This window comes from Streptomyces sp. NPDC107454 (genome assembly GCF_055582885.1).
Window position 1 is genome coordinate 506,734 of sequence record NZ_JBVJPA010000003.1, and the last position, 14,048, is coordinate 520,781.

At 72.3% G+C, this 14,048-nt stretch carries 12 protein-coding genes; 4 read left to right on the forward strand and 8 right to left on the reverse strand.

Going from position 1 to position 14,048, the window contains the following annotated elements:
* The first annotated feature begins 22 nt into the window (after positions 1-22).
* Positions 23-874 carry a helix-turn-helix domain-containing protein gene (locus tag ACZ69M_RS09810; RefSeq protein WP_470048273.1) on the forward strand — a complete coding sequence of 284 codons (852 nt, stop codon included), beginning with the start codon at positions 23-25 and terminating at the stop codon, positions 872-874.
* Between the two features lie 55 nt (positions 875-929).
* Positions 930-1,796: a helix-turn-helix domain-containing protein gene (locus ACZ69M_RS09815; protein ID WP_470048275.1), complete on the forward strand. Its 867-nt coding sequence runs from the start codon at positions 930-932 to the stop codon at positions 1,794-1,796.
* A 9-nt stretch (positions 1,797-1,805) separates the two neighbouring features.
* On the opposite strand, the gene dnaK is transcribed toward ACZ69M_RS09815, so the two are convergent.
* The 6 genes from dnaK to ACZ69M_RS09845 form a co-directional block, all read right to left on the reverse strand.
* Complete coding sequence (dnaK, locus tag ACZ69M_RS09820; RefSeq protein WP_470048277.1) at positions 1,806-3,674, reverse strand: molecular chaperone DnaK; 1,869 nt, start codon at positions 3,672-3,674, stop codon at positions 1,806-1,808.
* Between the two features lie 130 nt (positions 3,675-3,804).
* Positions 3,805-4,230: an OsmC family protein gene (locus ACZ69M_RS09825; RefSeq protein WP_403690954.1), complete on the reverse strand. Its 426-nt coding sequence runs from the start codon at positions 4,228-4,230 to the stop codon at positions 3,805-3,807.
* Between the two features lie 130 nt (positions 4,231-4,360).
* Positions 4,361-6,097: a vWA domain-containing protein gene (locus tag ACZ69M_RS09830; protein WP_470048397.1), complete on the reverse strand. Its 1,737-nt coding sequence runs from the start codon at positions 6,095-6,097 to the stop codon at positions 4,361-4,363.
* A gap of 71 nt (positions 6,098-6,168) precedes the next feature.
* A complete protein-coding gene (locus ACZ69M_RS09835; RefSeq protein ID WP_470048279.1) occupies positions 6,169-7,230 on the reverse strand; it encodes an ATP-binding protein in 1,062 nt (353 codons plus the stop codon).
* Between the two features lie 150 nt (positions 7,231-7,380).
* A complete protein-coding gene (locus ACZ69M_RS09840; protein ID WP_470048281.1) occupies positions 7,381-9,465 on the reverse strand; it encodes a phage holin family protein in 2,085 nt (694 codons plus the stop codon).
* An 88-nt stretch (positions 9,466-9,553) separates the two neighbouring features.
* Positions 9,554-10,006: a hypothetical protein gene (locus tag ACZ69M_RS09845; protein WP_352044700.1), complete on the reverse strand. Its 453-nt coding sequence runs from the start codon at positions 10,004-10,006 to the stop codon at positions 9,554-9,556.
* Positions 10,007-10,090: 84 nt separating this feature from the next.
* On the opposite strand from ACZ69M_RS09845, the gene ACZ69M_RS09850 reads away from it, so the two are divergent.
* Together ACZ69M_RS09850 and ACZ69M_RS09855 are read left to right on the forward strand one after the other, a co-directional pair.
* Complete coding sequence (locus ACZ69M_RS09850; RefSeq protein ID WP_470048283.1) at positions 10,091-10,864, forward strand: MBL fold metallo-hydrolase; 774 nt, start codon at positions 10,091-10,093, stop codon at positions 10,862-10,864.
* Positions 10,861-11,553 carry a DedA family protein gene (locus ACZ69M_RS09855; RefSeq protein ID WP_470048285.1) on the forward strand — a complete coding sequence of 231 codons (693 nt, stop codon included), beginning with the start codon at positions 10,861-10,863 and terminating at the stop codon, positions 11,551-11,553. The genes ACZ69M_RS09850 and ACZ69M_RS09855 overlap by 4 nt, the downstream gene beginning before the upstream one ends.
* Before the next feature lie 15 nt (positions 11,554-11,568).
* Here ACZ69M_RS09855 and ACZ69M_RS09860 read toward each other — a convergent pair whose 3' ends face one another.
* Together ACZ69M_RS09860 and ACZ69M_RS09865 are read right to left on the reverse strand one after the other, a co-directional pair.
* A complete protein-coding gene (locus ACZ69M_RS09860) occupies positions 11,569-12,729 on the reverse strand; it encodes an MBL fold metallo-hydrolase (RefSeq protein ID WP_470048287.1) in 1,161 nt (386 codons plus the stop codon).
* Entirely contained in the window at positions 12,726-13,973 is a 1,248-nt protein-coding gene (locus ACZ69M_RS09865) for an aminotransferase class I/II-fold pyridoxal phosphate-dependent enzyme (protein ID WP_470048289.1), read from the reverse strand. The genes ACZ69M_RS09860 and ACZ69M_RS09865 overlap by 4 nt, the downstream gene beginning before the upstream one ends.
* Positions 13,974-14,048: the final 75 nt, after the last annotated feature.

A 14,048-nucleotide genomic window follows, 5' to 3' on the forward strand; every position in this document is an offset into this window, starting at 1 on the left:
GTTCCTCGGTTACGGTCGGCGTATGTCCCTCGTCGCGTCCGGTCCGGCCAGACCCTCAACCCACCCCGGCGGCAAGGGCGTCGGCCCGCTGCTGCGCGGCTGGCGGGAGCAGCGCCGGGTCAGCCAGCTGGAACTGGCGCTGCGGGCCGACTCCTCGGCCCGCCACATCAGCTTCATCGAGACGGGCCGCTCCCGCCCGAGCGAGGAGATGGTGCTGCGGCTGGCGGAACACCTCGACGTCCCCGTACGGGAACGCAACGCGCTGCTGCTGGCCGCCGGCTACGCGCCCCACTACCCGGAGACCCCCCTCGACGACCCCTCGATGGACGCCCTGCGCCAGGGCATGGAACGGCTGATCCAGGGCTACGAGCCCTACCCGGCGCTGGTGGTCGACGCCACGTACACCGTGCTCGCCGCCAACCGTGGCATCGCCATGCTCCTGGAGGGCGTCCGCGAGTCGCTGCTCACGCCGCCGCTGAACGCGATGCGGCTGACCCTCCACCCGGAGGGCCTGGCGCCGCGGATCCGCAACCACCGCGAGTGGCGCGACCATCTGCTCGCGCAGATGGAACGGCAGATCGCCCTGGACCGCTCCGAGCCACTGCGTGCCCTCTACGAGGAGGTGGCGGCCTACCCGGTACCGGAGCAGGAACAGGGACAGGGGCACGGAAGGGAACTGGACGGCGGCGTCGAGCCCGTTCCCTGTTTCGCGCTCCCCCTGCGGATCGAGCACGGCGGGTGCGTGCTGTCCTTCATCTCCTCCATCTCCACTTTCAACACCCCGATGGACGTGACCGTCGCCGAGCTGGCCATCGAGACGTTTCTGCCCGCGGACCCGGCGACGGTCAAATACCTTCAGTCACTGGTCTCTTGACGGAGCGTCGTCGATCCGTTTGAGTGGTGGCTTCGGCGCTTGGGGAGGGCGTGGCGTGAGTGAGCGGCGGGCTGCGCCCACCGTGGGGCAAGTGGTGCTCGGGCGGCGGCTGCAGGAATTGCGGGAGGCCACCGGGCTGAAGCGCGAAGAGGCCGCGCGTGTCCTGCGTGTCGCCCCGGCGACGGTGCGGCGGATGGAGATGGCCGAGGTCGCCCTCAAGATCCCCTACCTCCAGGTGCTGCTGACGACGTACGGCGTGGCCGACGCCGAGGTGGCCGCCTTCGTCACGCTCGCCGAGGAGGCGAACCAGCCGGGCTGGTGGCAGCGATTCCACGATGTGCTGCCGGACTGGTTCAGCATGCATGTCAGCCTGGAGGGCGCCGCCCGTCTGATCCGCTCGTACGAGCCGCACTTCGTGCCCGGGCTGCTGCAGACCGAGGAGTACGCGCGCGCCGTGCTGGAGGCGGGGACGGTGGGCCAGACGGGGCCCGAGGCCATCGAGCGGCATGTGACGCTGCGCATGACGCGGCAGCAGCTGCTGCTGGGGCGCGAGCACCGGCCCCACCTCTGGGTGATCATGGACGAGACCGTGCTGCGGCGTCCGGTGAGCATCCGTGGCGAGGTCATGCGGGACCAGATCGACCGGCTGCTGCGGGAGATGGAGAGCGACGACATCTCCGTCCAGGTCGCCGAGTACGCGAGCGGCCCGCACCCGGGGACGTACACATCCTTCGCGCTGTTCCGCTTCGCGGAGCCGGAACTGCCCGACATGGTCTACAGCGAGTACCTGACCGGTGCCCTCTACCTCGACTCGCGCGCCGAGGTGGCCATGCACCTGGAAGTGCTGGACCACATGTCCGCCCACGCCGCCTCCGTGCCCCGTACCAAGGAGATCCTGCGGGAGATCCGGGACTCCTACTGAGAAGGGTCCTTACGCCGCGCCGCCCCGCGTCTCCCTCTCGTCGTCCACGATCTCGGCGTCCACCACACCCTCCTCCTCCGCCGCCGTGGTGTGCTCGGCGGCCGGCTCCTCCCGGGGCGTCTGCTGGGCCTGGGCGTACATGGCCTGGCCCATCCTCTGGCTCACCGAGGCCAGATTCTCGACGCCGCCGCGCAGGGCGGTGGTGTCGGTGGCGGAGTCCTCCAGGAGGCGCTTGAGGCCGGCGATGGCCGACTCGACCTCGGGTTTCGTCTCGGAGGGGATGCGTTCGTCGTTGTCGCGGAGGAACTTCTCGGTCTGGTAGACGAGTTGTTCGGCCTGGTTGCGGGTCTCGGCGGCCTCGCGGCGCGCGCGGTCCTCCTCGGCGTACTGCTCGGCCTCGCGCATCATGCGGTCGATGTCGTTCTTGGGGAGCGCGGAGCCGCCCGTGACGGTCATCTTCTGTTCGCGCCCGGTGGCGAGGTCCTTCGCGGAGACGTGCATGATCCCGTTGGCGTCGATGTCGAAGGCGACCTCGATCTGCGGGACTCCGCGCGGCGCGGGCGGCAGCCCGGTGAGGTCGAAGACGCCGAGCTTCTTGTTGTACGCGGCGATCTCGCGTTCGCCCTGGTAGACCTGGATACCGACCGAGGGCTGGTTGTCCGCGGCCGTGGTGAAGATCTCCGAACGACGGGTCGGGATCGTGGTGTTGCGCTCGATGAGCCTGGTCATGATGCCGCCCTTGGTCTCGATGCCGAGGGACAGCGGGGTGACGTCGAGGAGCAGGACGTCCTTCACGTCCCCCCTGATGACACCCGCCTGGAGGGCCGCGCCGAGCGCCACGACCTCGTCCGGGTTGACACCCTTGTGCGGGTCCTTGCCGGTGAGTTCCCTGACCAGGTCCGTGACGGCGGGCATCCGGGTCGAGCCGCCGACCAGGATGACGTGGTCGATCGCGGCGAGCTTGACGCCCGCGTCCTTGACCGCCTGGTGGAAGGGGGTCTTGCAGCGGTCGAGCAGATCGGCGGTCAGCTCCTGGAACTGGGCGCGGGTCAGTTTCTCCTCGAGATGCAGGGGGCCGTCGGCGGTGGCGGTGATGTAGGGCAGGTTGACGGTGGTCTCGGAGGAGCTGGACAGTTCGATCTTGGCCTTCTCGGCGCCCTCGCGCAGCCGTTGCAGCGCCATCTTGTCGTGGCCGAGATCGATGCCGTACGAGGCCTTGAAGCGCTGTGCGAGGTGCTCCACGATCCGCTGGTCCCAGTCGTCGCCGCCGAGCCGGGTGTCGCCGTTGGTGGCCTTGACCTCGATGACGCCGTCGCCGATCTCCAGGAGCGAGACGTCGAAGGTGCCGCCGCCGAGGTCGAAGACGAGGACGGTCTGCTCCTCGCCCCGGTCGAGGCCGTAGGCGAGGGCGGCGGCCGTGGGCTCGTTGATGATCCGCAGCACCTTCAGGCCCGCGATCTCGCCCGCCTCCTTGGTGGCCTGGCGCTGGGCGTCGTCGAAGTACGCGGGCACGGTGATCACGGCGTCCGTGACGTCCTCGCCGAGGTAGGCCTCCGCGTCCCGCTTCAGCTTCTGCAGGACGCGCGCCGACAGTTCCTGGGCGCGATAGCGGGTGCCGTCGACGGAGCCCTTCTCCGGGAAGCGCCAGCTCGCGTCGCCCATGTGGCGCTTGACCGAGCGCGCGGTGCGCTCCACGTTCGTCACGGCCTGACGTTTGGCGACCTCGCCGACGAGCACCTCGCCGTTCTTGGCGAAGGCCACCACGGAGGGGGTGGTGCGCGCGCCCTCCGCGTTGGTCACGACGGTGGGGTCGCCGCCTTCCAGGAGGGCCACCACCGAGTTCGTCGTACCGAGGTCGATCCCGACCGCACGTGCCATGTCCGTCCCCTTCCGCCAGGGCGCTGCCCACCTTCAAGCACAAAACTTGAGTGCGTTCTTGTCAATGGGGCGGACATGACAGCGCCGCGGGCCCTGCGCGGGGACCGCGGCGCCGTACTGCTCCCGGACGTCAGCCCAGCTTGGCCGACAGGGTGATCGTCGTGCCGGTCAGCGCCGCGCTGACCGGGCAGTTCTTCTTCGCGTCCTCGGCCGCCGCGACGAAGCCGTCGTTGTCGAGGCCCGGCACCGTCCCCTCCACCGTCAGATGGATGCCCGTGATGCCCTCACCGGGCTGGAAGGTGACGTCGGCGTTGGTGACGAGCTTGGTGGGCGGGGTGCCCGCGCCCGCGAGGGCGTGCGACAGCGCCATGGAGAAGCAGCTGGAGTGGGCGGCGGCGATCAGCTCCTCGGGGCTGGTCTTGCCGTTGGCGTCCTGCGCCCGCGACGCCCACGTCACCGGCTGCTGGCCGATGCCGGAGGAGTCGAAGGTGACGACGCCGCTGCCCTCGAGCAGGTTGCCTTCCCACACGGTGTGCGCGGTGCGCGTGGTTGCCACGATGATTCCCTTCGATGGGGTCCCGTTTTCGGGGTCCGTGCGCACCATCCGATCACACCTGCACGCAACTCACCCAGAATGACGGCTCACCAAGTCCGCGAAGACGGCTCGACGCGGCCGCGAGGGTGGTTCACCGCACCCGGAAGACCGGTCCCCGCGCCGTGAACGGGAGCCGCGCGCCCTGCGGAATCAGATACGCGTGCTCGCGCCGCACCCGCAGCACGTCGCACCCGCCGTCCGTGATGACCAACAGCGGCGCGCCCGGCGGGAAGTCGTCCGCGCGGTGCAGCAGATCGATGCCGGGCTGCAGCACCGTACCGCCGCGCCCGTGCACCCGTACGCGACCGGCGACCTCGGTGACCGGGAGATAGCCCGCGTCGTGCGGCGCCGCGTCGCAGAACACCACCCGCACAGCCGGTACGTCCCGGGCCTCGGCGTACGAGGCGATGGCGCCCAGCGCCTTGCCGAGCAGCATGCGGTCCATGGAGCCGGAGGTGTCGAGGACGACGCCGAAGGTGCAGCGGGCGATCTCCTCGGGCGGGAAGTACCGTCCCGCGCGCGGGATGTCGGGGGTGGACGCCTGACGGCGCGAGGGGCGCGCGTACGTCCGTACCGGCTCGGGGCGGGGCACGAACTCGTCGAACCAGCGGGCCAGGCGGGCGTCCCAGGGCAGCGGCGGATGGTCGAGCGCGCGGATCTCCTCGACCAGACCGCCCGGCAGATAACCCCGCTCCAGCTGCTGGTGCAGGTCGAGGCCGTGGCTCAGCCCGCGCCGGTAGAGCTCGTCCAGGTCCACGTAGTCGCGCGGGGAGCCGAGCGGGGCGCCGAGGATGTCACCCATGCCCTTGCCGCGCAGCGTGGACAGCCGGCGCATCCGGCGCAGGTCCTTCGCGATCCGGTCGTACACCTCCTCCGCCGAGAGGTCCTTCAACTCCGCGTCGTACAGGAGCCCTTCGGGCATCGTGCCGACCTGCATCTCGCACAGCCAGCCGTTGATGACGTAGTCGGCCGCGATGTTGAAGAGGTACGGGTCGCGGGGGCCGCAGCGGTCGCCGTGCCGCAGGGCGGCGTGCAGCATCTCGTGGGCGAGGACGAACCGCCATTCCTCGTCCTTCAGTTGACGCAGCGGGTTGATGTAGATCTCCCCCGCCTCCGCGTTCACCGCGGCGACGGAGATGCCGTGGGCGCGGGCCAGTTCGGCGTCGGCGACCAGGGTGATACCGGCCGCGACGCCGCCGAGCAGCGGGTAGGAGGAGATGAACCAGCTCAGCGCCCGCTCCCAGGGCTGGAGCCGGGTGGGCCCGCCGCGCATCGAGCCTCGGCGGCCGCCGGCCACGTCCATCGCCGTGGCGACGGTACGGGTCAGGGCGTGCGCGAACTCGAGCTGCCAGTCCGGGGCCCGGCCGCCCTTCCAGGTGTCCCACGGCACCAGCAGCTGGTCCGGCTCGCCGCCGGCCGTACCGCAGCGCTCGTACGGGGCCGGAGTGCCCTCGCGCCGCCAGCGGGCGGCGAGTTGCTCCTCGTCGCCGTCGGGGTAGCCGGGCGGCAGGTCCTCGGGGGTGAGGCCGATGGGGAAGCCGAGCAGGAAGCGGTTGACGACCGCGCAGCGGGCGGCGAGGGCGTGGCGGTCGGGCTGTTCGCGCGTCTTCGGCGCCGCCGGGACATGGCCGAAGCCCAGGTGGATGACGGCGTGCGCGACCGCCCAGGCCCACTCGACGGGCTCGGCGCGGCGGGTGGGGTGGACGTGCAGCACACCGTTGGAGTCGACTCGGACGAGACCCTCGCGAGGCGAGTCGGGGCAGTCCTCCTGGCGGCAGGTGCTGAAACCGACGGCGGCGAGCGCCCGGTTGGCCCGCACCAGCCGCATGCCCTCCGCGAAGGCCTCCGCCGCCAGGTCCTTCTTCGGCTGTCCCTTACCGCGGCTCGTCGGGGTCCGGCTCACTGTCGCGCCTCGACCAGCCGGGGCATGTCACGGGCCGCCTCGACCAGGAACCAGGCGGGCAGGAGGGGATTGCCGTCGGTGTCCGGGGCGATGACGCCCTGTGCGACCTCCACGGAGATCTCGGCGAGCTGCACGAGCAGCGACTTGGCGCGGTACGCGGTCTGCTGTCCGCTCGCCGAGAGGTGCTCCTTGCTGGCGGGCAGCTCCTTGACGAGCCGGCCGCGGAAGGACTCGGCGAGGTAGTAGAGCAGGTCGCGGTCCTCGGGGCGGTGGGGCCAGCGTGCGTCGCCCTTGACGATCGCCTCGATGCCGAACCGGCTGCGCACGATCTTCACGTAGCCGCAGAAGGCGACCGCGTGCGCGGGCGTCAGGGTGCCGTGCGCGATCACCTTCAGGGTCGGCTCGTCGAGGGCCGGCCCGAAGGAGTGGAGCGCGTCGGAGAGCATGTGCCAGGAGCGGGGCGTGGAGAACGGCTCCTCGGTCTTCGGCGGCTTGGACCACAGGTGGTCGGGCCGGTCGGTGAGGTGGTCGACGACCCAGGGGTGAATGCCGTTGCCGGCGGCCCAGGCGAGCCAGTCCTTGGAGGAGGCCTCCAGGTGCACATGCGTGAGGCGGTTGATCAGCGCGGAGGCGATCGGGCGGGCCAGCGCGTTGTCGGTGGCGCGGTTGCCCGCGCCGATCACGATCGAGCCCTTGGGCAGCTCGTAATTGCCGATGCGGCGGTCCAGGATCAGCGAGTAGAAAGCCTTCTGCACATCCGGCGTCGCCGCGTTCAGCTCGTCCAGGAAGAGGCAGTAAGGCTCGTCCCTGGCGATCGCCTCCGGCGGGCAGAACACCGAGCGCCCGTCGCGGATCTGCGGGACGCCGATCAGGTCCTCGGGTGCGAGCTGGGTGCCGAGCAGGCTGACGCACTCCAGTCCCAGCGACTCGGCGAACTCCCTCACCAGGGAGGACTTTCCGATGCCGGGGGCGCCCCACAGGAAGACCGGCCGCACGGTCGCGAGACCGAGCAGCAGTTCCGGTATCCGGGCGGGGGTGACGGTCACGACTGCCTGCACGCAGCATCCTCGGGGGTCGGGAAGTGCCCCGCGGGTGCGCGGTGCTCCATGCGAACAGTGTGTGCGCGGGGCTCGCCGACCGCAGCCCATTTTCCGCCGCCACCGACCGCGGCCCGTTGTCCGCCGCCTCGGTCCCGCCCTGGCCGTGGCTCAGGCGGCGCGCTCGTCCGCGGGCGCCGCCAGCGGCACTTGGGGGCCGTCGCACTCGCGCAGCCAGCGCCGCAGCACGCGGTGCACCTGCTCGGCTCCCACGAGATCCGCGTCGTCCTCGACCGGCACGGACAGGGCCACCGGTGACAGCAGGAAGGGGCGTGCCTGGGCCCCGCCGAGTCCGCCGTGCGAGCCGATCTGCTCCTCGAAGGCGAGGACCTCGCCCTCCTGCGGGTCGTACGAGGAGTTGACCATGATGTCGGCGACGTGCGGGAAGGCGTGGGTACGTCGTACGGCGTCGGCGGCGCCGGGGCCGAAGTCGGCGAGCGGGCCCTGACGCACGTCGTCGAGCTTGTCGACCGGTACCTCCGCGCCGTTCGCGCCCAGCACGAGTCCGCCGTACTCCTCGCTGCGGACCAGCACGAAGCCGACGCCGGGGTGGTTGGCGAGGGTGGACAGCAGCGCGGGGTGGCGGCGGTCGATCTCCTCCCGGCTCATCCGGTGCGGCACGTCGGGGAAGGAGACCAGGCCGAGATTGCCCGAGGCCAGCACGATGGGCTCGGAGCGGCGTGAGGGACGGTGACGCTCGCCACGCTCCTCGACGGGTCTGCGCAGCGCGGCCCGTACCGCCGCCCGCGCCTCGGTGCCGCTGTGGGTGCGCTGCGCCTTGCGCGGCACGGGCAGCCCGCACCCGGCCCGGACCAGGTTGCCGAGGCTCAGGCCGTAGCGGGTCAGGAAGGTCTCGCCGGGGCTCTGCCCGTGGTCCGACAGCACCACGATCCGGTAGGGCCGCGGGGCGTGTTCGGCGACCTTGGCCACCAGGGCGAGGGACCGGTCGAGGCGCTCCAGGACCTTCTCGGCGTCCCGGCTGCGCGGCCCGGAGTGGTGGGCCACCTCGTCGTACGCCACCAGGTCCGCGTAGACCGCGTTGCGCCCGGCGAGCATGTCGCCGATCACCGCGGCGACGACGACATCCCGCTCGACGACGGTCGCGAAGGCCCGCACGAGGGGGTACAGCCCGCCGCGCTTGACCCGGGGCCGCCGCTTCTTCATCCGGGCCCACGAGGACTGGCCCATCTCACGCAGCACCTCGGCGACGAAGGACATGGCCGTACGGACGGCGTTGGCGGGGTCGCTGAAGTAGGCGAAGTAACCGGAGCGGGAACGGTTCTCCCGGCCCCTTCGCGCGGCGATGGACAGCACCAGGGCCAGCTGGTCGGCGCCACCGCTGAAGAGATTGCCGCGGCTGGCGCCGTCGACGGTGAGCAGGCCTCCGTCGCCGGTGTACTCGATGGCCCGGCGCTGGAGTTCGGCGGCGCTGGAGGGCCGGTTGCACACCATGACCTCGTGCGTGTCCTTCTCGTACCAGCGGAAGGCCGGCACGTCGTGGTTGCTGCCGTGCAGGATGCCGAGCTGGCTGGCGCCGGTCTGGCTGGACCAGTCGGTGCGCCACGGGGTGAGCCGGTGGGTGGGGCAGCCGCCCTCCCCGGGGCCCTGGAGCCACTGCGCGACGGTGGGCATCAGCCCCTTGCCGACCGCTTCCCGCAGCACGTCGTGGCCGACGCCGTCGAGCTGGAGGAAGACGGCGCCGGGGGTCGAGGGCCAGGCCCGCCCGTCACCGCGTCTGCGGCGCCGGTCGGCGAGCCGGTAGAGCCTGCGCCGGTAGGCGTCGTCGTCCCGCACGGCCAGGGCGCCGCCGGTGGCCGAGGCGACCGCGGACATCACGGCGGCGACGACCACGGCGGTCTCGGGCGCGGCCTCGCCCTGCCCGGAGGGGTTGATGCGCAGGGCTATCAGCAGCAAGGACCCGTTCAAGAAGAAGACGAGCAGACCCAGCACGAGGGCGGGCACCAGGAGCAGCGCCCGTACGAGCAGGGGCCACACGAGCGAGGAGAGCAGACCGAAGACGGCCGCGCCGGCCCCGGCGGTGACGGCGATCCGCGTGGCGCTGTCGCCGTTGCTGGACTCCAGCTGGAAGTCGGGCAGCACACCGGCGAGGACGAGCATGGTGACCGTGGACACGGCCCACACCGCGATGCTCCGCCACACTCCGCTGAGAAGCCGTCGCCAACGCCTTCCGCCCACGCCCTGTCCACCTCACGTCCCGGCCCGCCCGGTGCGCGAGGCCTGCTCCCACCCTGTCACAACGGTCGAGCGGCCCGCGGTGTCCCCTTCAGCGGCCGTCGTAACCCGCGGTCGGCATCGACAGGCGGCGGTGGACCCGGGCCTTCATCTGGGCGTCGTACGACGGTTCCGCGCACCCGACCGTCTCGATCCGTACTCCGCGGCGGGCGCACTCGGCGGTGAACTCGTCCACGGAGGCGAGGGCGCGCTCCAGGACGCGGTGGCTCGGCGCGACGAACAGGTCGACGAGGCCCGCCTCGACGTCCGCCCACAGGGTGCGGTGGTCGGGGCGCAGACCGCGGACGAGGAGCTCGCGGGTGACGACGTATCCGCGCTCGGCGGCCCAGCGGGCGCACATCGCGTACTGGCTGCGGGAGTCCACGAGGAAGGGGTCCGCGTCGAGCTCCTCCAGGGGCGTCAGGCTCGCGATGGCCGTGACGCGGACCACGGTCGGTACAGCCGGCACGGTCGGCACCGCGGAGGCGCTGCGCGCGTGTCCCATGGCGTCCCCCTCACCTCCGGGTTTCGCCGCCGACCCTACTCCTGCACGTAGGCTCGGGGGGAGTCGCACGGAGGAGGCAAAGAAGTGCCGGTGGAGATCACCTGGTGGGGGCACGCCACTTGCACGCTGGAGGACTCCGGCACACGCGTCCTCACCGATCCGCTCTTCGCGCGCCGGCTCGCGCACCTGCGGCGCAGGCGCGGGGCGCCGCCCCCTCCCGAGGCGGCGGTCGCGGACGTGGCGCTGGTCTCGCATCTGCACGCCGACCATCTCCATCTGCCCTCGTTGCAGCGGCTCGCGCCGGGCACGCCGGTACTGGTGCCGAGGGGCGCGACGCGTGTGGTGCCGGCGCTGCGCAGGCTGGACCATCTGCGGTTCGTCGAGGTCGCGCCCGGGGATCTGACCCAGGTCGGCGATCTGGTCGTACGTACGGTGTCGGCACGGCACGACGGGCGGCGACTGCCGGTCGGACCGCACCGCTCCCCCGCGCTGGGCTTCGTGGTGGAGGGCGAGGCGCGGACGTATTTCGCCGGGGACACCGGGCTGTTCGAGTCGATGGCCGAGGAGGTCGGACCGGTCGACGTGGCCCTGCTGCCGGTCGGCGGGTGGGGCCCGTTCCTCGGGGAGGGACACCTGGACGCGGGGCGGGCAGCCGAGGCGCTGGCCCGGCTGATGCCGAGGAGCGCGGTGCCGGTGCACTACGGCACATACTGGCCCATCGGCATGGACAGCGTGCGCCCCCATGAGTTCCATGCGCCGGGTGATGAGTTCGTGCGCCTGGCTGGGGAACGTGCGCCCCTGGTGGCGGTGCACCGGCTCGAACACGGCGAGAGCGTGCGCCCGGAGGTCGCGCGGTGACGCCTCTGACCGCCATGGGCGCGGCCCCCGCGATATTCCTGTCCGCCAAGAGCACCACCCCCGCCCTGTTCCTGTCCGCCGCGGGCGCGGCCGTGTCACCCGAGAGCACGCAGCAGGCGATCGGCTATCCGTCGCTGTTCGTGCTGGTGCTGATCGGCGCGCTGGTCCCGGTGGTGCCGACGGGCGCGCTGGTCAGTTCGGCGGCCGTGGTGGCCTTTCACGAGACCGCGCCGTTCGCCCTGCTGCTGGTCTTCGCGGTGGGCTCGCTCGCGGCGTTCCTCGGTGACGTGGCGCTCTACTGGCTCGGCCGGCGCGGCATGGAATCCAAGAACGGCTCGCGGTGGCTGGAGGCGATCCGGGTGCGCGCCCCGGAGGACCGCCTCACCCAGGCCCAGGAGAAGCTGGACGACCACGGTGTCGCCGTCCTCGTCCTGTCCCGCCTCGTCCCGGCGGGCCGCATACCGGTGATGCTCGCCTGCCTGCTGGCGAAGATGCCCCTGCGCACCTTCGCCCGCGGCGACATCCCCGCCTGCCTCGCCTGGGCGGCCACCTACCAGGTCATCGGCATTCTCGGCGGCTCCCTCTTCGACGAGCCGTGGGAGGGCGTGGTGGCGGCGGTGGTCCTGACACTGGCGATCAGTGCGGCGCCGGGGGTGTGGCGGAGGGTACGCGGGACCGCCCCTCGGTAGGCACCCCCACCGCCGTCACCCCAGGACCCGAGAACCCCCCACCGCCAGATCCCACAGATTCCCCCGCTCAAGACCCACCCGCTCCCAAGCCGCCTTCACCCGGGTCAACGGCTCCAGCACGGGCTCCGCGGACAGCACGAACGTCCCCCAGTGCATCGGCGCCATCCGCCGAGCGCCCACGTCGACGGCCGCCCGAACAGCCTCTTCCGGGTCGCAGTGGACGTCACTCAACCACCACCGGGGGTCGTACGCCCCGATGGGAAGCAGGGCCAGGTCTATCCCCGGGTACCGCTGCCCGATGGCCGCGAACCAGTGCCCGTACCCCGTGTCCCCCGCGAAGTAGACCCGCTGTCCTTCCGGCGCCGTCAGCACCCAGCCGCCCCACAGCGTGCGGCAGGTGTCGGTGAGACCGCGCTTGGACCAGTGGTGCGCGGGGACGAAGTCGAAGCGCACGCCGTCGAGTTCGACCGCCTCCCACCAGTCCAGCTCGGTGACCCGGGTGAACCGCCGGCGCCGGAACCAGCGCCCGAGCCCGGCCGGCACGAACACCGGTGTCTCGCGCGGGAGTCGGCGCAGGGTCGGCGCGTCCAGATGGTCGTAGTGGTTGTGGCTGATGACGACCGCGTCGACGCGCGGCAACGCGCTCCAGGCCATGCCGACCGGGGTGATCCGGGCCGGGGTGCCGAGGATCTTGCGGGACCAGACCGGGTCGGTGAGGACGGTGAGCCCGCCTATGCGGATCACCCAACTCGCGTGCCCCGCCCAGGAGACGGCGACGGTACGGGTGCCCACCCGCGGCAGCGGACCCGGTTCGAAGGGCAGCTGCGGAATGTCGGCGAGCCCCTCGGGCCTCGGCCGCAGCGCCCCCTCACGGGCGAACCGCGCGAAGGCCCGCAGTCCCGGCAGCGGCGCGGTCAGCCGGTCGACGAACGACCGCGGCCACGCACGGCGCTCACCGAGCGGACGGGGTTCGGCGAGAGGTGGGGGCTCGACGAGCGGACGGAGGGGAACGGCCAGTGAGGAACGCCCCGCCGTGGGGGCCATGGAGGACGCCGGCTCCTCGGCGTCCTGCGTGTCCGTGGACACGGACGTGCTCATGGATATGCACGTGCTCGTTGATATGGACGTGCTCGTGGACGTACCCGTGCTCGTGGTCGACTGGGACTGCTGCGTCATCGAGGAGGCTCCCATCGCTGAGCGTCGTCACGGAGATCGTCGAACGCCGACCCCAAGAGGGTCAACGCGCGTTGCACCTGTGGCAGTTCCAACGGTGAGGGTGAACTGAGGCATTCCGCCCGCTCCTCGTCGGTGGCGCCGAGCAGCGGTCCGGTCGCCAACCGCACGCGCAGCGCCTCGAGATCGTCCCCGAAGCGGTGGCCGCCCGGCGCGGGCATGCCGAGCCGGGCGGTGAGGAAGTCCTCCAGTTCCTGTGCGTCCCCGACGCCGAGGGCGGTCAGCGCGGAGCTCAACGGGCCGAGATCCACGTACAGATGCCGACCGGCCTGCGGCGGCCGTGCGAGGGCACCCGACCCGATCACCGCGCGGTGCGCGGCGAGAGCCACGCGCGCGTGCAGGCGTACGGCGGCGGTCAGCCGCTCGGTGACCGCGTCCGGCTCGCCGAGCGCGTACGCGGCCGCCGCCGCGACCGGTTCGGCGACCCGGGCGCTGAGCACGGTGAGCACGTCGAGGACGCGGGCGCGCAGCCGAAGGCCCTCGTCGGTGTCCGGGAAGCGGGCGACGGCGGCCGGCCAGCCCTGCGGCAGGAAGGCGCCCGCGAGGTCCGTCAGCACGGTGACCTCGCCGGGGAGCATCTCGGCGGGGCTGAGCAGCACGGTGTCGTGCGGCCGGTGCAGGGTGTCGCGCCAGGTCTCGTCGCTGACCACGTGCAGTCCCTCGCCCACCGCGGCCTCCACGGTCTCGTGCACCACCTCGGGCGGTGCGACGGTGGCGGTGGGGTCGTCGGCGACGGAGAGCACGAGCAGGCGCGGGTCGCCGCCCTCGGCACGGACCCGGCGGACGGTCTCCAGGAGTGCGTACGGATCCGGCAGGCCACCGCACTCCGCGGGCGTCGCCGCGTGGAACACGGACCGGCCCAGGAGGCGGACCTGCGGTGCCCACCAGGCGGCGCAGGGGCGCGGCACCAGGACGTCGCCGCCGAGTGCGCCGGTCAGCGCGAGGAGCAGCGCGGGGGCGCCGGGGGCGGCGACCACCCTGTCGCGGTCGGCGGCCAGGCCACGCCGGGTCCAGTAGCCGCAGGCGGCGTCGAGGAGCGCAGGGCCGCCGCCGGAGGGCTCGGCGTGGGCGTGGCCCGCCGCGTCGGCGAGCACGGCGCGCAGCTCGGCCAGTACCGGCAGGCCCTGATCGGGAAGGGGCGGACCGTAGCGGACCGGACCGTGCCCTTCCGGAACCGTCCGCCGCATACGTGCCTCCGTGCAGTCCGTGGTGCCGTGCCCTGTCGTTACCCGGGCTCCCGCCCGGCCATGGGCGCCCGGCCG